Annotated in this window: 17 protein-coding genes; 11 read left to right on the top strand and 6 right to left on the bottom strand. The window is 68.0% G+C overall.

What is annotated here, in order from left to right; translation table 11 throughout:
* Window positions 1-3 precede the first annotated feature (3 nt).
* Both argF and ABIE65_RS18705 read right to left on the bottom strand, forming a co-directional pair.
* A complete protein-coding gene (argF, locus tag ABIE65_RS18700) occupies window positions 4-909 on the bottom strand; it encodes an ornithine carbamoyltransferase (RefSeq protein WP_354079821.1) in 906 nt (301 codons plus the stop codon).
* The gene (locus ABIE65_RS18705; protein WP_354079823.1) at window positions 906-2,081 is read right to left on the bottom strand and encodes an aspartate aminotransferase family protein; all 1,176 of its coding nucleotides are present in this window, start codon (window positions 2,079-2,081) and stop codon (window positions 906-908) included. The genes argF and ABIE65_RS18705 overlap by 4 nt, the downstream gene beginning before the upstream one ends.
* Window positions 2,082-2,290: 209 nt before the next feature.
* Here ABIE65_RS18705 and ABIE65_RS18710 point away from each other — a divergent pair, with 209 nt between their 5' ends.
* From ABIE65_RS18710 to ilvD, 10 genes are all read left to right on the top strand, one after another.
* Complete coding sequence (locus tag ABIE65_RS18710) at window positions 2,291-2,755, top strand: MarR family transcriptional regulator (protein ID WP_354079825.1); 465 nt, start codon at window positions 2,291-2,293, stop codon at window positions 2,753-2,755.
* A gap of 17 nt (window positions 2,756-2,772) precedes the next feature.
* On the top strand, window positions 2,773-3,954 hold the full coding sequence (locus tag ABIE65_RS18715) for an HlyD family secretion protein (RefSeq protein WP_354079827.1): 1,182 nt from the start codon (window positions 2,773-2,775) through the stop codon (window positions 3,952-3,954).
* A 130-nt stretch (window positions 3,955-4,084) separates the two neighbouring features.
* Window positions 4,085-4,849 (top strand): VOC family protein, encoded by a 765-nt coding sequence (locus ABIE65_RS18720; protein WP_354079829.1) that lies wholly within the window; start codon window positions 4,085-4,087, stop codon window positions 4,847-4,849.
* Between the two features lie 61 nt (window positions 4,850-4,910).
* Window positions 4,911-6,206, top strand: a complete 1,296-nt coding sequence (locus ABIE65_RS18725; protein ID WP_354079831.1) for a spore maturation protein — start codon at window positions 4,911-4,913, stop codon at window positions 6,204-6,206.
* 68 nt (window positions 6,207-6,274) lie between these two features.
* The gene (locus ABIE65_RS18730; protein WP_354079833.1) at window positions 6,275-6,565 is read left to right on the top strand and encodes a type II toxin-antitoxin system TacA family antitoxin; all 291 of its coding nucleotides are present in this window, start codon (window positions 6,275-6,277) and stop codon (window positions 6,563-6,565) included.
* On the top strand, window positions 6,562-7,113 hold the full coding sequence (locus ABIE65_RS18735) for a GNAT family N-acetyltransferase (RefSeq protein ID WP_354079834.1): 552 nt from the start codon (window positions 6,562-6,564) through the stop codon (window positions 7,111-7,113). Before ABIE65_RS18730 ends, ABIE65_RS18735 begins: the two co-directional genes overlap by 4 nt.
* 22 nt (window positions 7,114-7,135) lie before the next feature.
* Window positions 7,136-8,953, top strand: coding sequence for an adenylate/guanylate cyclase domain-containing protein (locus tag ABIE65_RS18740; RefSeq protein WP_354079835.1), 1,818 nt, complete (start codon window positions 7,136-7,138; stop codon window positions 8,951-8,953).
* Between the two features lie 4 nt (window positions 8,954-8,957).
* Window positions 8,958-9,569, top strand: coding sequence for a D-glycero-alpha-D-manno-heptose-1,7-bisphosphate 7-phosphatase (locus ABIE65_RS18745; RefSeq protein WP_354079837.1), 612 nt, complete (start codon window positions 8,958-8,960; stop codon window positions 9,567-9,569).
* 75 nt (window positions 9,570-9,644) lie between these two features.
* Window positions 9,645-11,918: an NADP-dependent malic enzyme gene (locus ABIE65_RS18750; RefSeq protein WP_354079839.1), complete on the top strand. Its 2,274-nt coding sequence runs from the start codon at window positions 9,645-9,647 to the stop codon at window positions 11,916-11,918.
* A gap of 73 nt (window positions 11,919-11,991) precedes the next feature.
* The gene (gene ilvD, locus ABIE65_RS18755) at window positions 11,992-13,887 is read left to right on the top strand and encodes a dihydroxy-acid dehydratase (protein ID WP_354079841.1); all 1,896 of its coding nucleotides are present in this window, start codon (window positions 11,992-11,994) and stop codon (window positions 13,885-13,887) included.
* Window positions 13,888-14,559: 672 nt separating this feature from the next.
* On the opposite strand, the gene ABIE65_RS18760 is transcribed toward ilvD, so the two are convergent.
* Both ABIE65_RS18760 and ABIE65_RS18765 read right to left on the bottom strand, forming a co-directional pair.
* Complete coding sequence (locus ABIE65_RS18760) at window positions 14,560-17,091, bottom strand: tetratricopeptide repeat protein (protein WP_354079843.1); 2,532 nt, start codon at window positions 17,089-17,091, stop codon at window positions 14,560-14,562.
* Window positions 17,091-17,321 (bottom strand): hypothetical protein, encoded by a 231-nt coding sequence (locus ABIE65_RS18765; RefSeq protein WP_354079845.1) that lies wholly within the window; start codon window positions 17,319-17,321, stop codon window positions 17,091-17,093. Before ABIE65_RS18765 ends, ABIE65_RS18760 begins: the two co-directional genes overlap by 1 nt.
* A gap of 105 nt (window positions 17,322-17,426) precedes the next feature.
* Between ABIE65_RS18765 and ABIE65_RS18770 the strand changes: the two genes are divergently transcribed.
* Window positions 17,427-18,767 (top strand): MFS transporter, encoded by a 1,341-nt coding sequence (locus ABIE65_RS18770; RefSeq protein ID WP_354079847.1) that lies wholly within the window; start codon window positions 17,427-17,429, stop codon window positions 18,765-18,767.
* Here the strand turns inward: ABIE65_RS18770 and ABIE65_RS18775 are convergent.
* The gene (locus ABIE65_RS18775) at window positions 18,764-19,054 is read right to left on the bottom strand and encodes a hypothetical protein (RefSeq protein ID WP_354079849.1); all 291 of its coding nucleotides are present in this window, start codon (window positions 19,052-19,054) and stop codon (window positions 18,764-18,766) included. The two genes, ABIE65_RS18770 and ABIE65_RS18775, sit on opposite strands and share 4 nt — an antisense overlap.
* A gap of 115 nt (window positions 19,055-19,169) precedes the next feature.
* Window positions 19,170-19,319, bottom strand: coding sequence for a hypothetical protein (locus ABIE65_RS18780; RefSeq protein ID WP_354079851.1), 150 nt, complete (start codon window positions 19,317-19,319; stop codon window positions 19,170-19,172).
* Between the last annotated feature and the right edge of the window lie 67 nt (window positions 19,320-19,386).

The raw sequence follows: 19,386 nt of genomic DNA on the forward strand, positions 1-19,386 counted from the left end.
TCCTCAGCTCAGGCACCAGGTCAGGATGCCCTTCTGGGCGTGCAACCGGTTCTCGGCCTCGTCCCAGACGACCGACTGCGGCCCGTCGATCACCTCGCCGGTGACCTCCTCGCCGCGATGCACCGGCAGGCAGTGCATGAAGATCGCGTCCGACCGCGCCAGCGTCATCAGCTCCTGGTCGACGCGATAGGGCGCCAGCAGGTTGTGGCGCTTCTCGGCGCCGTTGCTGTTCATCGAGACCCAGACGTCGGTGACGACGCAGTCCGCCCCCGCCACGGCCTCGCGGGCGTCGCCCGTCACGCGCACCCGCGCGCCGTTGCGCGCCGCCCATTCCAGCGCCGCCGCGGGCGGCTGGAGCTGGTCCGGGCAGCCGATGCGCAGTTCGAAGTCGAATCGGGCGGCCGCGTGGATCCAGGAGGTGGCGACGTTGTTGCCGTCGCCGCTCCACGCCACGACCTTGCCCGCGATCGACCCGCGATGCTCCTCGAAGGTCATCACGTCGGCCATCAGCTGGCACGGATGCGAGCGGTCGGTCAGGCCGTTGATGACCGGCACGGTCGCATGCTCCGCCAGTTCGCGCAGCCGCTCGTGGCTGGTCGAGCGGATCATGATCGCGTCGACGTAGCGCGACAGGACGCGGGCCGTGTCGGCCATCGTCTCGCCGCGCTTCGACTGCATCTCCGTGTCGGACAGCACGACGACGTCGCCGCCGAGCTGGCGCATGCCGACCTCGAAGGAGACGCGCGTGCGCGTCGACGGACGCTCGAAGATCATCGCCAGCGTCTTGCCCGCCAGCGGCTTCGCCGGATCGGCACCGCCCGCCTTGTAGGCGGTGCCGAGTTCGAGGATGCCGCGGAGCGTAGCGCTGTCGAGTTGGTCGAGATCGAGGAAGTGCCGGACGCCGCTCATGCCGCCGCCAGTTCCATGCATGTCCGGTCGAGGATGCCGATGGCCTCCTCCACATGCTGGGGCTCGAGCACGAGCGGCGGCAGCAGGCGCACGATGTTGTCGCCGGCCGGCACCGTCAGCATACCGTTCCTCTGGAGCGCGGCGACCACGTCGCCGTTCGGCACCACGCAGCGCAGTCCCAGCATGAGGCCGGCACCGCGCACGCCGGCCAGCACCTTCGGGTGGCGCGCCGCCACCGTCTCCAGCTTGTCGCGCAGCAGCTTGCCCATCTTCTCGACCTGCGGCAGGAAGCCGTCCTGCAGCATGACGTCGAGGACGGCGTTGATCGCCGCCACCGCCAGCGGATTGCCGCCGAAGGTCGAGCCGTGGCTGCCGGCGATCATACCGGCCGCCGCCTTCTCCGTGGCGAGGCAGGCGCCGACCGGGAAGCCGCCGCCGAGGCCCTTGGCCGACGCGACGATGTCCGGCTTCACGCCCGCCCATTCGTGCGCGAACAGCTTCCCCGTACGCCCCATGCCGCACTGGATCTCGTCCAGGAACATCAGCAGGCCGAACTCGTCGCAGACGTCGCGGACGGCCCGGATATAGTCCAGGTCCATCGGCTTCACGCCGCTCTCGCCCTGCACCGGCTCGAGCAGGATGGCGCCGGTCTCGGCGGTGATCGCGCCCTTCAGCGCGTTCAGGTTGCCGAACGGCACCTGGTCGAAGCCCTCGACCAGCGGCTCGAAGCCCTTGATCACCTTCTCTTGCTTGCCGGCGGAGAGGGTGGCGAGCGTCCGGCCGTGGAACGCGCCCTCGATCGTCATGACGCGGTAGCGCTCGGGCTGGCCGACATGGTCGTAGTGCTTGCGCACCATCTTGATGCCGCACTCGATCGCCTCGGCGCCCGAGTTGCAGAAGAAGACGGTGTCCGCGAAGCTATTGGCGACCAGCCGCTCGCCGGCCTTCTCCTGCCCGGGGATCCGGTACAGGTTGGAGCAGTGCCAGAGCTTGGCGGCCTGCTCCTGCAGGGCCTTCACCAGATGCGGGTGGGCGTGGCCCAGGGCCACCACGGCGATGCCGGCGCCGAAATCGAGATAACGTCGCCCTTCCGTGTCGAAGAGGTACAGCCCCTCGCCCCGCTCGAAAGCAATTGTCCGTTCGCCGTAGGTGGGCATCAGAGCGGGGATCACGACGGTATTCCTCTCAGTTCATTCGCCGTAGCTTCCTTTTCCGCCACGGAATAGGCGGAAAAGCGGAAATATCCGCGGCTCCGCGGCTGCTGTCAACGAATACAGGGGAACGACGGCCGCATGACGGCCCTGCAATACGCGTGTCATCGACCTGTTGGCGACCTAATCGTTAGGGGCCTAACATAGGGTGCGGAGCGTTGCGGGGGGCGATGAACGATTCGGCCTACAACTTCGGCTATCGGCTGGGCGAGCTTGCGCGCCTCTGGCGCACGGAGCTCGACCAGCGTCTGCGGCCGCTCGGGCTCAGCCAGGCCCGCGGCATCGCCCTGCTCCATCTCGCCAAGCCCGGGCCGCCGCTCACCCAGAACGTGCTGGCCGAGCGGGCCCGCATCCGGGGCTCGACGCTCGCCCGCCAGCTCGACCTGCTCGAGGCGGACGGGCTGATCGAGCGCCGCGACTGCCCCACCGACCGGCGGGTGAAGACGGTGCATCTCACCGAGCGGGCCCGGCCGGTGCTGGCGCAGGTCGAGGCCGTGGCGCGCCAGCTCCGCCGGGAGGTCCTGGCCGACGTCGAACCGGCGGAGATCCAGACCTGCCTGACCGTATTCGACCGTGCGAAGCAGCGTCTGACGGCGGGCACGGCCGCCGAGCAGCGCCGGCGTCAGACCGGCTGACCGAGGAAGCGTCCAAGATGGCCAATCAGGCGACCGCGCCGCGTGTGGTGGACAGAAGCGACGGGGCGGAGGACAGGCCCACCGCCCCGCCGCCGGCGCCGCCGAGCACGCGCCGGCGCAGCGGCCTGCTCCGGCCGCGCAACCTGATCGTGGCCGCCGTCGCCCTGATCGCGATCGTCTTCGGCGCGATGGAGGTCCACCAGCGCCTGACCCACGTCTACGAGTACGACGCGCGCGTGACCTCCGACATGATCACGGTCAGCAGCCGCGTCGCCGGCTGGATCACCGAGCTGCCGGTCACCGAGGGACAGTCGGTGCCCGAGGGCGGCATCATCGCCCAGATCGACACGCGCCTGTCGAGCCTGCGGCTGGAGGCGCTCGAGGCCGAGCGCGCCCGGCTCGCCGCCGACCGGGAGCGGCTGATGGCGCAACGGCGGATGACCGAGGAGATGGTCGCCGCGCGCTCGCAGACCCGCGGCTCGACCCTCGACGCGACAGCCGCCAACCGCGCATCGCTCCGCGCCGAGGTCGGGTTGGCCCGGCGCGAGTTGGAGCGGGCGACAGCCCTGTACGAGCGGCGCGTCGTCTCCAACAGCGCCGTCGACCGGGCGCGCAGCAACCTGGAGCGCCTGGAGGGCGAACTCAAGCGCGCCGAGGCACAGATCGGCGAGGCGCGCGGCAGCCTGAAGGAGGCCCGCGTCGAGAACGCCCAGCTCGGCGTGATCGACGGCGAGATCGCCATGCTCGACGCCCAGGCGACCGCCCTGGAAAGCGAGATGGCGCAGCAGCGCATCGATCTGGAGGACCGATCCATCCGCAGCCCGATCGACGTCGTGGTGAACCGCCTGTTCGTCGAGGCCGGCGAGTATGTCAGCGAGGGACAGCGCATCGCTCTGATCCACGATCCGAACCGCCTGTGGATCGAGGCGAACATCAAGGAGACATCCATCCGCCAGCTGAAGCCGGGCCAGCCGGTGGCGATCACCGTCGACGCCTATCCCGACCACACGTTCAAGGGCACGGTCGAGCGTATCGGCCACAGCACCACCGCAAATTTCGCGCTGCTGCCGACGCCGAACCCCAGCGGCAACTTCACCAAGATCACCCAGCGCATCCCCGTCCGCGTCACCATCGACGATCCGCCCGTGCAGCTGTCGCCGGGCATGATGGTCGAGGTGAACATCGACGTCCGCGAATAGCGCGCGGCTGCGGCACGCGGCTCAGAAGCCGGCGCCCGCTCGCATGCGGCCCCGGGAGCTTCCCCTTGCGCGCCGGTCCCCGGCACAGCAGCATCGGGGGGAGAAGCCCGACCAGCCGGAAGGAATACCGATGCTCCGCATGCGCCAGATCTGCCTCGTCGCCGCGAGTCTCGAGCCGGCCATCGAGGAACTCTGCGGCGTCCTCGGCATCGAGGTCTGCCACCGCGACCCGGCGGTCGCCCGCTACGGGCTCGAGAACGCCCTGATGCCGGTCGGCAACCAGCTGCTCGAGGTCGTGGCGCCGACGCAGGCGGGCACCGCCGCCGGCCGCTATCTCGACCGCCGCGGCGGCGACGGCGGCTACATGGTCATCCTGCAGACCGACGACCTCGCCGCCGCCCGCGCACGGATCGACGGGTTCGGCATCCGCATCGTGTCGGAGCCGAACCACGGCGACTATGTCGGCATGCAGCTGCATCCGCGCGACACGGGCGGTGCCATCCTCAGCATCGACTGGAACGACGGCGACCAGAGCGGGCTCGATGGTCCGTGGGGACCCGCCGGGCCCGACTGGCAGCGCGCCCGGCGTACCGAGCGCGTCCGTGCCATGACCGCGGCGGAACTGCAGAGCGATGACCCCGCCAAGCTCGCCGAGCGCTGGTCGGAGATCCTCGACCGTCCGCTCGCCAAGGATGCGCTCGGCCGTCCCAGCATCGCGCTCGACGACGCGGTCCTGCGCTTCGTGCCGGCGAAGGACGGCCGGGGCGAAGGACTCGGCGGGCTCGACCTCGCCGTGACCGACAAGGCGGCCGTACTGGACGCCGCGATGGGGCTCGGCTGCCCGATCGAGGGCGACCAGGTCACCCTCTGCGGCACCCGCTTCCGCCTGATCTGATCGCCGTCCGCCCGATCCCCATCCGCCCCGCCCGCCGCCGCCCAGGGTCCGACGCCGACGCATGAACGCGGTCTTCCTCGCCATCGTCGGCATCGCCTTCGCGACCGCCGCGGTGAAGCAGCTGTTCGGTCCGGCCGTGGCACCCATGCCGATGGACGCCCTCGGCACGGCGATGCTCGACGCCGCCAAGTCGTCGGTGACACTCGCCCTCGGCCTGATCGGCGTCATGGCGCTGTTCCTCGGGCTGATGAAGGTGGCCGAGGCGGGCGGCCTCCTCGTGATCATCGCGCGGCTGCTGCGCCCGCTGATGGTGCGCCTGTTCCCGGAGGTGCCCGCCGACCATCCAGCGATGGGCGCCATGATCATGAACCTGTCGGCGAACGTCATGGGGCTCGGCAACGCCGCCACGCCCTTCGGCATCCGCGCCATGCAGGAACTCGACAGGCTGAACCCGCACAAGGGCACGGCGACCAACGCCATGGTGCTGTTCCTGGCGATCAACACGTCGAGTGTCACGCTGCTGCCGACCGGCGTCATCGCCATCCGTGCCGCGGCCGGCTCGACCGACCCCGCCGCCATCGTGCCGACGACCCTGTTCGCCACGATCTGCTCGACGACGATCGCCATCCTGGCGGCGCGGTTCTACAGCCGGTTCACCGCCGTGCCCGCCGCCCCCTCGGCAGCAGCATCGGACGCACCGTCGGACGCGGCATCCGCCGAGGAGCCGCCCGCCGAGCCGGCGCCGGATACGCCGCCCGGCTACCCCGCCTGGGTCTCAGCCCTCGCGCTGGCCTGCGTCGTCGGCATGGTCCCGCTGACGATCTTCTGGGGCCAGGCGATCGCGCCGTGGATCATCCCGGGCCTGATGGTCGGCCTGCTGACGTTCGGCGCGCTCAAGCGGGTCAACGTCTACGAGGTCTTCGTCGAGGGCGCCAAGGACGGATTCGAGGTCGCCGTCCGCATCATTCCCTATCTCGTCGCCATCCTGGTCGCCGTCGCGATGTTCCGCGCCAGCGGCGCCATGGACCTGCTGATTCAGCCGCTCGGCGCCGTCACCCGCCTCGTCGGGCTGCCGCCCGAGGCCCTGCCGATGGCCCTGCTCCGCCCGCTGTCGGGGTCCGGCGCCTACGGCATCATGGTCTCGATCATCGACGACCCCGCGGTCGGGCCGGACAGCTACACCGGCCTGCTGGTCAGCACGCTGCAGGGCTCCACCGAAACGACCTTCTACGTGCTCGCCGTCTATTTCGGCGCCGTGCAGATCCGGCGCATCCGCCACGCCCTGGCCGCCGGCCTGACCGCCGACCTCGCCGGCGTCGTCGCCGCGGTGCTGATCTGCGTCTGGTTGTTCGGCTGACCTCATCGATCGGCGCCGGCCGTTGAATTGTTCGTCCAACGGACGTACATTGCGTCGAGGAGGCCAGCATGGTCGCAGACGCACGCGGACGCACGAAAGCCGAGCGCCTTGGCTTTCGTATCGATGAGCAGACGAAGGCGCTGATCGAGCGCGCCGCCCATCTGCAGCGCCGGAAGGTGACGGACTTCTGCATGAGCGCACTCACCGAGGCTGCGCGCCGGACGATCGCCGAGCATGAAGCCCTCGCCCTCTCCGAACGCGATCGCACGGCGTTCTTCGAGGCACTGGTCAATCCGCCTCGGGCCAGCGACCGCTTGCGCCGTGCCTTCGCATCGCATCGGCGCCGGGTCGATCCGTGAACGACCCGGGTGCGGCCGCCGCTCTCGGGGTCGCACCGCTATCGACCGTGCATGACCGCGCCGCTTTCGCCTGCGGCGTGGACAGCCTCGACCGGTATTTGAAGACACAGGCCGGCCAGGACGTGCGGCGCAAGGTCAACGCGGTCTTCGTGCTGGCGGAATCGGCGAACCCGGCGCAGATACTCGGATACTACACGCTGTGCGCGACCGCCCTCGGACAGGGGGAGGTTCCCGACGCCGCACGCAGGCACGTGCCCCGCTATCCGCTGGTCAGCGCGACGCTGATCGGCCGCCTCGCGGTATCGCGGTCGCATCAGGGCGCCGGCCTCGGCGGCGTTTTGCTGGCCGATGCGCTGCGGCGGGCCGTCGCCAGCGCCGATACGGTGGGGTCGTGCATGGTCGTGGTGGATGCGCTGGACGAAACGGCGGCGGCCTTCTATGCGGCGCACGGCTTCGTCCGTCTACCGGACTCGCCCCGACTGGTCCTGCCGATGCGGCTCGCTGCGACGATGATCGCAGAGGCCGACCGGGACGTACCAGGACCCTGACGTTCGATCCGGATCGGCGCGCATGGCAAAGCTGCACACCCACGGTTTCGACTGGCATTTCGCCCACCCGCCGGAGGCGGTGTGGCCGGCGCTCGCCGATACCGGACGCTTCAACGAGGCCACCGGCCTGCCGAAGCACGTCATCCGCGAGGAGACGCAGCCGGACGGATCGGTGCGCTTCTTCGCCGAGGCGCGCGTCGGTCCCCTGAGGCTCGCCTGGGAAGACATCCCGGTGGAGTGGGTGACCGGACGCTGGCTGCGCCACATGCGCGTCTTCTCGCGGGGGCCGCTGCGCAGGCTCTGCGCCTCGCTCCGGCTGCGGCCCGACGGGCGGGGCGGCACGGATGTGCGCTACAGCCTCGAAGCCGAAGCGGCCAATCCCCTGGGCGAGATCCTGCTGCGGACGCGCTTCTTCCCGAGCGCCGAGCGGACCTTCACCGCGGCGGTCTCCACCGTCGACGAATGGGTCGCAGGCCAGCGGGAGCAGCCTTTCGACACCAAGGCGCCGCCGCTGCCGGCGGCCACCCGGGGACGCCTGACCGAGATGGTCGGGCGCATCGAGGCCAGCGGCAACGGCCATGGCCTGGCCGCGCGCCTCGCCGACTGGATCGCCACCGGTGCGGAGGTCGACCTGCTGCGCATCCGGCCGCTGATCCTGGCGCGCCTCTGGGAAGCGCCGCCGCGCCATGTCGTGGAACTGTGCCTCCAGGCGGTGCGCGAGGGCATGCTGGCGCTGCGCTGGGACCTGCTCTGCCCGCGCTGCCGCGGCGCCAAGGGCAGCACCGCCGAACTCGACCGGCTGCCGTCCGGCGCCCATTGCGACACCTGCAACATCGGCTACGACCGGGACTTCAGCCGCAACGTCGAACTGACCTTCCACCCCTCCGCGGCCATCCGAACGGTTCCGGAAGGCGAGTTCTGCCTGTTCGGCCCGATGTCGACGCCGCACGTGGTCGTCCAGGCCGCCGTGGAGCCCGGCGAGACGCGCACCCTGGACGCGGATCTGCCCGCCGGCACCTACCGCCTGCGCACCGTCGAGCCGGGTGGCGAGACCGATGTGGACGTCGGCAGCGACGGCGGCTTCCCCGAGGTCGGCATCGACGCGGACGCCGTCGCCGCGGGCGCGCCGGCGCCCCCGGGCACGCTCCGCATCGTCAACCGCGACCGGCGCCGCCGCATCGTCGCGATCGAGTCCCGCGAATGGGTCCGCGAGGCGCTGACCGCGCATCGCGCCACCACCTTCCAGGCCTTCCGCGACCTCTTCTCCGACCAGGTGCTGCGCCCCGGCGACGAGGTGGGCATCGCCCACGTCACCCTGATGTTCACCGACCTGCGCGGCTCGACCGCCCTCTACCAGCGCATCGGCGACGCCGCCGCCTATCGCCTCGTGCGCGAGCATTTCGCCTTCCTGGCCTCGACCGTGCGGCGCAACGACGGGGCCATCGTGAAGACCATCGGCGACGCGATCATGGCCGCCTTCCCCAATCCCGCCGACGGCCTGCGCGCCGCCCAGGCGGTGCAGGCGGGCGTCGCCGCCTTCAACGCGCGCAGCGGCGGCGCCCCCGTCGTCATCAAGCTCGGCCTGCACGCCGGGCCCTGCATCGCCGTGACCATGAACGACCGCCTCGACTATTTCGGCTCGGCGGTGAACATGGCGGCCCGCATGCAGCACGCCAGCGAGGGCGGCGACATCGTCCTGTCCGAGGCGATCGTGGGGGACTCCGGCGTGTCGGCGATGCTGCCGCGCGACTCCCTGCGCGAGGAGCGGCGGACGCTGAAGGGTTTCGCCGAGCCGGTCCCCTTCTTCCGCCTCGTCCCGCCTGCGACCGAGGCGGCCTAAGACGATGGCCCTGCACCTACGCCCGGACGGCAACTGGTTCCAGCCCGTCGACCCGCTGCCCGGCCCGGCGCCCCGGCCGACGCTCTTCGTCGACCGCGACGGCACGGTGATCGAGCAGGTCCATTTCCTCGACGATCCCGGCCGGGTGCGCCTCATCCCCGGCGCCGCCGCGACGCTCGCGGCGATGCGCGCCGCCGGCTGGCGCGTGGTGATGGTGACGAACCAGTCCGGCATCGGCCGCGGGCGGTTCGGCTGGGACGCGTTCGCCGCCGTCCAGGACGAGATGCTCCGGCAGTTGGCCGCCGCCGGCGCCGGGCTCGACCTCGTCGCCGCCTGCCCGTTCCACGCGCCTCATCCCTGGCGCAAGCCCGCGCCCGGCATGATCCTGGCCGCCGCCGAGGCCCTGCCGATCGACCTCGCCCGCTCCCGGATCGTCGGCGACAAGGCCGGTGATCTCGAAGCGGGCCGCGCCGCCGGCCTCCCCGCCGGCGCCCTGGTCGCCACCGGCTACGGCGGTCGCGAGGCCGACGCGGCCCGCGCCCTCGCGACCACCGGCTTCGGCGTGCACGTCTGGGACGCCCTCGCCGCCGCCCCCGCGCACCTGCTCGGCGGATAGCGCGCTTGCTCCAGTCGCGCCGCGCATGATCCTAATGAAGACTTCGGCCCAGGCGGAACGACGAGGACCTTGTTGATGGCGAACGATCTGCGCGATGCGGCGCTGACCTATCACCGTAGCCCGCGGCCGGGGAAGATCGAGGTCGTGCCGACCAAGCCGCTCGGCAACCAGCGCGACCTGTCGCTGGCCTACTCGCCCGGCGTCGCCGCCGCCTGCGAGGCGATCGTCGCCGACCCGCACCAGGCGGCCGAGCTGACCGCGCGCGGCAACCTCGTCGCCGTCGTGACCAACGGCACCGCCGTCCTCGGCCTCGGCGCCATCGGGCCGCTGGCGTCCAAGCCGGTGATGGAGGGCAAGGGCGTGCTCTTCAAGAAGTTCGCCGGCATAGACGTCTTCGACATCGAGATCGCCGAGAACGACCCGGCCAAGCTGATCGACATCATCGCCGCGCTGGAGCCGACCTTCGGCGCGATCAACCTGGAGGACATCAAGGCCCCCGAATGCTTCGAGGTCGAGGCCGCCCTGCGCGAGCGCATGAACATCCCGGTCTTCCACGACGACCAGCACGGCACGGCGATCATCGTGGCGGCCGCCGTCTACAACGGCCTGCGCCTGGTGGGCAAGGAGATGGACGCGGTCAAGGTGGTGACGTCCGGCGCCGGTGCCGCGGCCATCGCCTGCGTCGACCTGCTGGTGGCCCTCGGCGTGCGGCGCGAAAACGTCTGGATGACCGACATCGCCGGCGTCGTCCACGAGGGCCGCAACGAGCTGATGGACCGCTGGAAGTCCGCCTACGCCCAGGCGACCGAGGCCCGCACCCTGGCCGAGGTGATCGAGGGCGCCGACGTCTTCCTCGGCCTGTCCGCGCCGGGCGTGCTGAAGCCGGAGATGGTGCGCGCCATGGGCCCCAGCCCGCTCGTCCTGGCGCTCGCCAACCCGACGCCGGAGATCATGCCGGAGGACGCCAAGGCCGTCCGCCCCGACGCGATCATCGCCACGGGCCGCTCGGACTATCCGAACCAGGTCAACAACGTCCTCTGCTTTCCCTTCATCTTCCGCGGCGCCCTCGACGTCGGTGCGACGACGATCAACGAGGAGATGAAGCTGGCCGCCGTGAAGGCCATTGCCGACCTCGCCATGGCCGAGCCGTCCGAGGTGGTGGCCCAGGCCTATGGCGGCGACGACGAGGGCTTCGGCCCGGAGCGCATCATCCCGCGCCCCTTCGACCCGCGCCTGATCCTGAAGATCGCGCCCGCGGTCGCCCAGGCGGCGATGGACAGCGGCGTCGCCACGCGTCCGATCGCCGACTTCCGCGCCTACGAGCAGCAGCTGGGCGCCTTCGTCTTCCGCTCGGGCCTGGTGATGAAGCCGGTGTTCGAGCGCGCCCGCGCCGAGCCGAAGCGCGTCATCTATGCCGAGGGCGAGGACGAGCGCGTGCTGCGCGCCGTCCAGGCCGCCCTCGACGAGGGCGTCGCCCTGCCCATCGTCATCGGGCGCCCCGGCGTCGTCGACACGCGGCTGAAGCGGCTCGGCCTGCGCATCCGGCCCGATGCCGACTTCGAGCTGATCAACCCGGAGAGCGACCAGCGCTACCGCGACTACTGGCAGGAATATCACCGCCTGACCGAGCGGCGCGGCGTCTCGCCCGACCTCGCCCGCACGATCATCCGCACCAACGCCACGGCCATCGCCGCCATCGCCGTGCGCCGCGGCGACGCCGACGCGATGATCTGCGGCGCCACCGGCAGCTACCGCCAGCACCTGTCCGTCGTCGAGGCGGTCATCGGCCGGGCGCCGGGCGTCCGCCGCCTGTCGACCATCAGCCTGCTGATCCTGCAGTCCGGCAGCTATTTCCTCTGCGACCCCTACGTGAACGACGACCCGTCCGCCGACGACGTGGTCGAGATGACGAAGATGGCCGCCGCCGAGGTGCGCCGCTTCGGCATCGAGCCCAAGGTGGCGCTGCTCTCCCACTCCAGCTTCGGCAGCACCGACGCGCCCTCCGCCGTGAAGATGCGCGCGGCCCTCGCCCGCCTGCACGAGGAGGCGCCCGACATCGAGGTCGAGGGCGAGATGCACGGCGACGCCGCGCTCGACGCCGCCATCCGCGCCCGCATCTTCCCGAACGCCCGCCTCACCGGCCCGGCCAACCTGCTGGTCATGCCGACCCTCGACGCCGCCAACATCGCCTTCAACCTGGTCAAGGTGCTGGGCGAGGGCCTGCATGTCGGCCCGATCCTGATGGGCACCGCCGCCCCGGCACACATCCTCACCCCCTCGGTCACCGCCCGCGGCATCCTCAACATGACCGCCGTCGCCGTCGTCGAGACCCAGGACCGCGGCGACTAGGAGCACCGCCCCGCCTTTCATTTCCCGGCCCAACTTTGCTATGTCATCCCCACGCAAAGCTCAGGATGGTCCGATGCCCCGCTATCGCTCCCGCACCACGACCCACGGCCGCAACATGGCCGGCGCCCGCGGCCTCTGGCGCGCCACCGGCATGCGCGACGAGGATTTCGGCAAGCCGATCATCGCCATCGCCAACTCCTTCACCCAGTTCGTGCCCGGCCACGTCCACCTGAAGGATCTGGGCCAGCTGGTCGCGCGCGAGATCGAGGCGCATGGCGGCGTGGCGAAGGAGTTCAATACGATCGCCGTCGACGACGGCATCGCCATGGGCCATGACGGCATGCTCTACAGCCTGCCGTCGCGCGAGCTCATCGCCGACTGCATCGAATACATGGTGAACGCCCACTGCGCCGACGCGCTGGTGTGCATCTCCAACTGCGACAAGATCACCCCCGGCATGCTGATGGCGGCGCTGCGCCTCAACATCCCGACGGTGTTCGTCTCCGGCGGCCCGATGGAGGCCGGCAAGGTCCTGCTGAAGACCGGCGAGCGCAAGGTCGACCTGATCGACGCGATGATCGCCGCCGCCGACAGCAGCGTCGACGAGGCCGACCTGAAGACCATCGAGCGTTCGGCCTGCCCGACCTGCGGCTCCTGCTCCGGCATGTTCACCGCCAACTCGATGAACTGCCTGACCGAGGCGCTCGGCCTGTCGCTGCCCGGCAACGGCTCGGTGCTGGCCACCCACGCCGACCGCGAGCGCCTGTTCCTGGAGGCCGGCCGCACCGTCGTCGACATCGCCAAGCGCTGGTACGAGGGCGACGACGCCTCGGTCCTGCCCCGCTCGATCGCCAGCTTCGAGGCGTTCGAGAACGCGATGACCGTCGACATCGCCATGGGCGGGTCGACCAACACCGTTCTGCACCTGCTCGCCGCCGCACACGAGGCGCAGGTGGGCTTCACCATGGCCGACATCGACCGCCTGTCGCGCCGCGTGCCCTGCCTGTGCAAGGTCGCCCCCACCGTGCCGAACGTCCACATGGAGGACGTGCACCGCGCCGGCGGCATCATGGCGATCCTGGGCGAGCTCGACCGCGCCGGGCTGATCCACACCGACCTGCCGACGATCCACAGCCCGACGATCGCCGCCGCCCTCGACAAATGGGACATCGCCCGCAACCCGTCCGAGGAGGTGCAGACCTTCTACCGCGCGGCCCCCGGCGGCGTGCCGACCCAGACCGCGTTCAGCCAGAGCCGCCGCTACGTCAGCCTCGACCTCGACCGCGAGGCGGGTGTCGTGCGCGACCTCGCCCACGCCTACAGCAGGGACGGCGGTCTCGCCGTGCTCTACGGCAACATCGCCGCCGACGGCTGCATCGTGAAGACGGCCGGCGTCGACGCCAGCATCCTCACCTTCTCCGGCCCGGCCCGCGTCTACGAGAGCCAGGACGCCGCCGTCGCCGGCATCCTGGGCGGCGAGGTGAAGGCCGGCGACGTCGTCCTGGTGCGCTACGAGGGCCCGAAGGGCGGCCCCGGCATGCAGGAGATGCTTTATCCGACCAGCTATCTGAAATCGAAGGGCCTGGGCAAGGTCTGCGCCCTGGTCACCGACGGCCGCTTCTCCGGCGGCTCCTCGGGCCTGTCGATCGGCCACCTGTCGCCCGAGGCGGCCGAGGGCGGCCCGGTCGGCCTGGTCGAGACCGGCGACGTGATCGAGATCGACATCCCGTCGCGCACCATCCACCTCGCCGTCTCCGACGCCGAGCTCGACCGCCGCCGCGACGAAATGGAGGCCCGCGGCGACGCCGCCTGGCAGCCCGCCCCCCGCAACCGCCGCGTCACCCCCGCCCTCCAGGCCTACGGCGCCCTCACCACCAGCGCGGCGCGCGGCGCCGTGCGGGACGTCGGCCAGCTGAAGCGCACCCGCACGCCGGCGCGGCGGGCGTCGGTGTCCGAACCGGCGGAGTAACGCCGTGGCGCGCGCGGCCCTTCGAGACGCAGCCTGCGCGTGCTCCTCAGGGCGAGGGCCTGTGCGGGTAAATGAGTTACCCCTCGTGCTGAGGAGGGCCGCCCCCACGGGGCGGCCCGTCTCGAAGCACCCCCACGCACCGACCCACCGCTAAACCAGACATTCCGCATAGTCCCGAAACGTCTCCAGCGCCCCGAACCGCGCCCGCGGCCGCCAGAACCCGCCCTCCATGCGGACGGTCGGCAGGCGCCCCGGCGCCACGCGCGCGGCGAATCGATAAAGATCCCCGCACGTCTGTCGAGATAGGGCGCCAGCGCCGACGACGGCCGGATCCGCACCACGTCGGATCCGTCCGCGGCGAGCGCCGCGCGGATCCCGTCGAACGCCCCTGCGGCCGTGCAGCGCGCGCCGAACCCGCCGCGCGGCTCCAGTATAGGCACCCGCGCGCCCGCGCCGCCAGGAACCGCCCGACGTCGCCCAGATATCGCCGCCGCTCCGGTTCCAGGACCCAGAACCACGCCGTATCGCTCACCCGGACACCGAACGTCTGGTTCAGCGCCCTCCCCAGCCGGCGCCAGCGCAGCAGGTCGCAGGCGCACCGCCACGATTGAAGACAGTGAAGACGTAAAGTCTATTCAAATATCAGCGGAATACACACATCACCCACAGGCCTCAGCGAGGATCAGCTATCATTAGGTCGAAATCATCTATATTGTAATTTTTTAACTGGATAGACAATATTTTAAACTCCTCGTCCAAGTCTGACCGAAGCGACTCCAGGGGGGACATTTGTTCCAACATGGCAAGCAATACATTATACCTGAGCGCCTTGTGAACAGGCTGATCCTTGTCTCGCAATTTCCCCCATGTCGCCAACGCATCTCCATAATTACCAGCGGCCGTCTCCCATTTACACCGCAGCCCTACTCGGATATCATGATGCGTTTTTGAAAATGAATTGTCGAGCACATCAATATTTCTCAGCGCTTCTTCAAGTCGCTTAGTCGCTATCTGTGCCTTTATCAGATTTGCCAACATTGCAACCGTGGGCTGATTAGATGCCGCGATGGCCCCCTCAGCCGCGGCATAGGACGCCTCGAAATTTCCGAAAGCGTATTCCACGGTGGAAAGCCTGTGCAGGTAAAATTCCCGGCGATCCACTGCCTCAAGGGTCGCCAACCTGCTGCGCGCAGTCTCTTCATCTTTCTGCCTAACCGCAATCTGCACTTGCAGGTCTACCACATATCTATTATCTCGATCTCTTTCTTGGGCTTGATCTATGTGCTCACGCGCCTTGGGCAAGTCCCCAACCTCAAGAAAGCACAATGCAAGCTCACGATGCACAGCCGCCCCCTTACGACCGCGCTTTACTGCTTCCCCGTAGGCTTTGATCGCCTCTTGATAGCGACCTCGTTTCCTATTTAGGAACCCAGTTAAGAAATATGATTCTTTTAAATCGCCCCTACCACGTAGCTGCTGGATCTGCGCCTCGGCTACGTCATATTCTTCATTTTGCACCAGCGCCCGGATTAGATAACTTCGCGCCTCTATATTATTAGGCCGCTGCTCTACTGACATTAACCCAAATTTTATGGAATTATCATAATCTCTCGCGTGATAAAATTCCATTGCCACTTGAATATTATCGCTGACTAAATGAACAGCGTCGGTTCCCTCTGAATTTTTGCCGCTCAGGGACAGCGCCCGGTACAAACTACGAGACAACGCAAGTTTTTTCGCCTCCTCCTCTAGATCGTCTAGCGTATCTCGAATTGCATTTGCGACAGCAAGGTGATCTATACTGAATAGGCTCGTCATTCTATTGACTGCATCTATGAGCGGCTCAGCGATGCAGTAAAACCCATCCTCATCGGGATAAACAAACGCACAATCTAATAAATAAGACATTGCATTATCTAGGTCGATCGGCTCTAAATCAAAGACGCTACCGAGAGTTCGTAGAGGCAACGGACTATAGCTCGCCAGTGTCGACAGAATGCTCCTCCTGACGGGACTCAGCTCTGCGTCGTCCGAAAGAATTCGCAAAAAATAGGATGCACTAAATTCGACGAGCGCAACCTTAGTGTTTAACACAAGATCAGCGCCACGTCGGTAAATTAATTCCATCGCGTACTGCACAGCAGGCGGATACCCGCGCATAAATGTCGCTAGTTCGGCCACCTGATCCGGGCGCAGCTGAACATTACGGCGACTCGCGACCAAAGTGATTAGCCGCTTTATATCATCCAATGACAACGGGTTTACGCGAACGCACGGCAAGTGCGATAAAGCGTCCGTGGGCGCAAAGGCCGGCCGCCTGTTTGTGACAAAACAACAATACACATCAGGCGCCGCACCAAATTTATTAATTATCGACTGTATTGACTTTTCTATAAAACCGTCGTTATCCAACAAACCGCCGTCGTCTACGATTATGGTCATGTCGCCATTTTGGGTTATCAACTGTAAATATCTAACAATCCGACTTTCTAATTCAGATATTTCTTCATTTGTTATCAGGGATACCATCCGACGCAACTCATCGGCGTTACTATATTGCTCAATGTACTCCGCAAGCTTAACTGCGAGTTCTGCCGCGGAGTCCCCCTCTTCTAGTCTCACCGGCGTTATCTTCGGAAGACTTAAAGTGTCGGAGGCAATCCGGCTTGCAAGCGTCTTGCGACCAATCCCGCTTAGTCCGTACAGCAGGAAGGCACGGGCAGGCAGACTCCCGTCTATAGGCACAATGGCTCGCTGCGCTTCATTTAGCTCCGCCGATCGGCCAACAAATATAGGCTGCTGATGCAGTCTTATCTGGTCGTTAATATGAAAACGTATCTCATTAGCGATCGCTTTCGGCGAATTGAGTTGCTTCACCCGCCCTCGCTGCAGCCATTCAGGCAGATCCGAATATCTAACAACATTATCTATAATGAATACTATCGAACGCTTAATTTTTCCGTCGACCCTTAACAACTCCGCTTCGTCCAGCTCAAATTTCACCCACATTGAGTCGAGCGAGGACTTGCTCGCAAATAACACCAGTGTATCACTTCTCGACAAGCCGTCACGAATCGACGCCCTGAAATCTTCCCCGGTCTGAAATGCGTACGTATCATAGAGGCAATATTGGCGCCCGAGTTCTTTGGCGACAGGCTCGACCAGCCCTTTATCGCGGGCGGAATGGGACAGGAATGCGCGCATCAGAGGCCCCACAGGCTCGGAGCAATACAACCTCGATTGGAGCCCAGAATTCCGGGCGAATGCAAGGCCGATTTGCATCGCGACGAGGCAATTAGATGGAATTGCATCGGCTCTTTAACGTCCCGTCGGCGAAGATCGCGGATGAATTCCAGCCTGCCGTGAAACACCTCGTCCGGGTCGCTGTACGCCGCCGAGCCGATATAGCCGTTGTATTCGAGCATCGAGGTCATGCCGGATCTTCGTCCGCCGCGATTCCCGATGCAACCGGTTCCGGTTTCAATCCGCCGTCACTCCCGCAGCCGATGATCCTCTCCACCGCCGTGATAGCATGGCGCATGCTCTCACCGCTTCGGAACCGGACCTATCGCCACCTCTTCGCCGCCCAGGTGATCGCCCTCGTCGGGACCGGGCTTGCGACCGTGGCGCTCGGCCTGCTGGCCTATGAACTGGCCGGAGCCGATGCGGGTGCCGTGCTGGGGACCGCCCTGGCGATCAAGATGATCGCCTATGTCGGCGTGGCTCCCATCGCCAACGCCTTCTCCGACCGGCTGCCGCGCCGCGCCTTCCTGGTGACGATGGACGCGGTGCGGCTGTGCATCGCACTGGCGCTGCCGTTCGTCGATCAGGTCTGGCAGGTCTATGTGCTGATCTTCGTGCTGCAATCGGCCTCCGCCGCCTTCACGCCGACGTTCCAGGCGACCATTCCGGACGTGCTCCCGGAGGAGAAGGACTACACCAAGGCGCTGTCGCTCTCCCGCCTCGCCTACGACCTGGAGAGCCTGCTCAGCCCGGTTCTGGCGGCGGGCCTGCTCGGCATCGTCAGCTTCCACTGGCTGTTCGGCGGCACGGCCGTCGGTTTCGCCGCTTCGGCCGTGCTGGTCCTGTCGACCGCGATCCCGCAGCCGCCGGCGGCTGAGCGGCGCGGCATCTATGACCGCACCACACGCGGCATCCGCATCTATCTGGCGACGCCGCGCCTGCGCGGGCTGCTGGCGCTCAACCTGTCGGTCGCCGCCGCCGGGGCGATGGTCATCGTCAATACCGTCGTCTACGTCCAGGCGACGCTCGGCCTGTCCGCGTCGCACGTGGCGGTGGCGCTCGCGGCCTTCGGCGGCGGGTCGATGCTGGCGGCCCTCGCTCTGCCGCGCGTTCTGGACCGTCTGCCCGATCGCGGGGTCATGCTGGCGGGCGCCGGCGTGCTGGCGGCCGGGATGCTGGGCATGGGTGCGGCGTCGGTGAACGGCGCGGTCCCGTGGGGCGTGCTGCTGGCCGCCTGGTTCGGCCTGGGTTTCGGCTATTCGGCCGTGCAGACGCCGTCGGGGCGCCTGTTGCGCCGGTCGTCGCATCAGACGGACCGGCCGACCCTGTTCGCCGCCCAGTTCGCGCTGTCGCACGCCTGCTGGCTGCTGACCTATCCGCTCGCCGGGTGGCTGGGTGCGGCGTTCGGCATGGGTGCGGCGTTCCTGGCGCTGGGCATCCTGACCGCCCTCGGCCTGGCGCTCGCCCCCGGCTTGTGGCCTGCGGACGATCCCGAGATCCTCGAACACGCGCATGACGACCTGCCGCCCGATCATCCGCATCTGCGCGACCCGTACGCGCACGGCCCCGGCTTCCGGCATGCCCACAGCTTCGTCATCGACGACGTTCACAGCCATTGGCCACAGCCGTTGGCCTAAGTCGTAGCGGCGGCCTCGCGCAGCCGATCGTAATGCTCGATCCACGCCGCCGCCCGCGCGTCGCCGTCGCCGGCGCGCCGGTGCAGTTCGGCCGCGAGGTTCCGGCGGCCCGGTCCTTCGTCGGCGCCGGGCGGGCCGACCTTGAACTTCGCCTGCGCGCGCAGGATGCGCAGCCGCAGCACCACGAGCTGGCGCAGGCGCGGGCCGTAGAAAGCGTCGTCGGGAAACGGCGGATAGTCCGCTTCGGGATTGTAGGCGCGGGTCAGGCGGGTCAGCGCCGCCGCCACGGCCGCCGGCTCCAGGTCCCAGGTCGCCTCGCACGGGACGGCGAAGCACGGCCGAAGGCCGGCCGCCGAGAGGCGGGCCGGCCGGAAGGTTCCGCCGGTCGGCGAACTGCCGCCGCTAGGACTTCTTGAACCCGTCGGTGATCGGCACGAACCCGGATTCCGCATCCCTGGGGTCCTCGCGGTGGAGGACGGGCCGCGTCCATTCCAGCCGCGCATCCTCCTCGAGCGCCGTCACGACATCCCCGGAACCGTCTATCCGTCGCATAGTCCAATACCCCACAAGGTCCAATACCTCACAAGCGGCCTAGCCCAATATCTCGCAACCGGCCGGA

Source organism: Constrictibacter sp. MBR-5, assembly GCF_040549485.1.
Lineage (GTDB): Bacteria > Pseudomonadota > Alphaproteobacteria > JAJUGE01 > JAJUGE01 > Constrictibacter.

Bases quoted from the DNA above. Each gene is read 5' to 3' on its own strand.
- ABIE65_RS18740 (WP_354079835.1), top strand. From the start codon at position 7,136: ATGGCAAAGCTGCACACCCACGGTTTCGACTGGCATTTCGCCCACCCG.
- ABIE65_RS18715 (WP_354079827.1), top strand. From the start codon at position 2,773: ATGGCCAATCAGGCGACCGCGCCGCGTGTGGTGGACAGAAGCGACGGG.
- argF (WP_354079821.1), bottom strand. From the start codon at position 909: ATGAGCGGCGTCCGGCACTTCCTCGATCTCGACCAACTCGACAGCGCT.
- ilvD (WP_354079841.1), top strand. From the start codon at position 11,992: ATGCCCCGCTATCGCTCCCGCACCACGACCCACGGCCGCAACATGGCC.
- ABIE65_RS18720 (WP_354079829.1), top strand. From the start codon at position 4,085: ATGCTCCGCATGCGCCAGATCTGCCTCGTCGCCGCGAGTCTCGAGCCG.
- ABIE65_RS18730 (WP_354079833.1), top strand. From the start codon at position 6,275: ATGGTCGCAGACGCACGCGGACGCACGAAAGCCGAGCGCCTTGGCTTT.
- ABIE65_RS18770 (WP_354079847.1), top strand. From the start codon at position 17,427: ATGCTCTCACCGCTTCGGAACCGGACCTATCGCCACCTCTTCGCCGCC.
- ABIE65_RS18725 (WP_354079831.1), top strand. From the start codon at position 4,911: ATGAACGCGGTCTTCCTCGCCATCGTCGGCATCGCCTTCGCGACCGCC.
- ABIE65_RS18780 (WP_354079851.1), bottom strand. From the start codon at position 19,319: ATGCGACGGATAGACGGTTCCGGGGATGTCGTGACGGCGCTCGAGGAG.
- ABIE65_RS18765 (WP_354079845.1), bottom strand. From the start codon at position 17,321: ATGACCTCGATGCTCGAATACAACGGCTATATCGGCTCGGCGGCGTAC.
- ABIE65_RS18745 (WP_354079837.1), top strand. From the start codon at position 8,958: ATGGCCCTGCACCTACGCCCGGACGGCAACTGGTTCCAGCCCGTCGAC.
- ABIE65_RS18750 (WP_354079839.1), top strand. From the start codon at position 9,645: ATGGCGAACGATCTGCGCGATGCGGCGCTGACCTATCACCGTAGCCCG.
- ABIE65_RS18710 (WP_354079825.1), top strand. From the start codon at position 2,291: ATGAACGATTCGGCCTACAACTTCGGCTATCGGCTGGGCGAGCTTGCG.
- ABIE65_RS18760 (WP_354079843.1), bottom strand. From the start codon at position 17,091: ATGCGCGCATTCCTGTCCCATTCCGCCCGCGATAAAGGGCTGGTCGAG.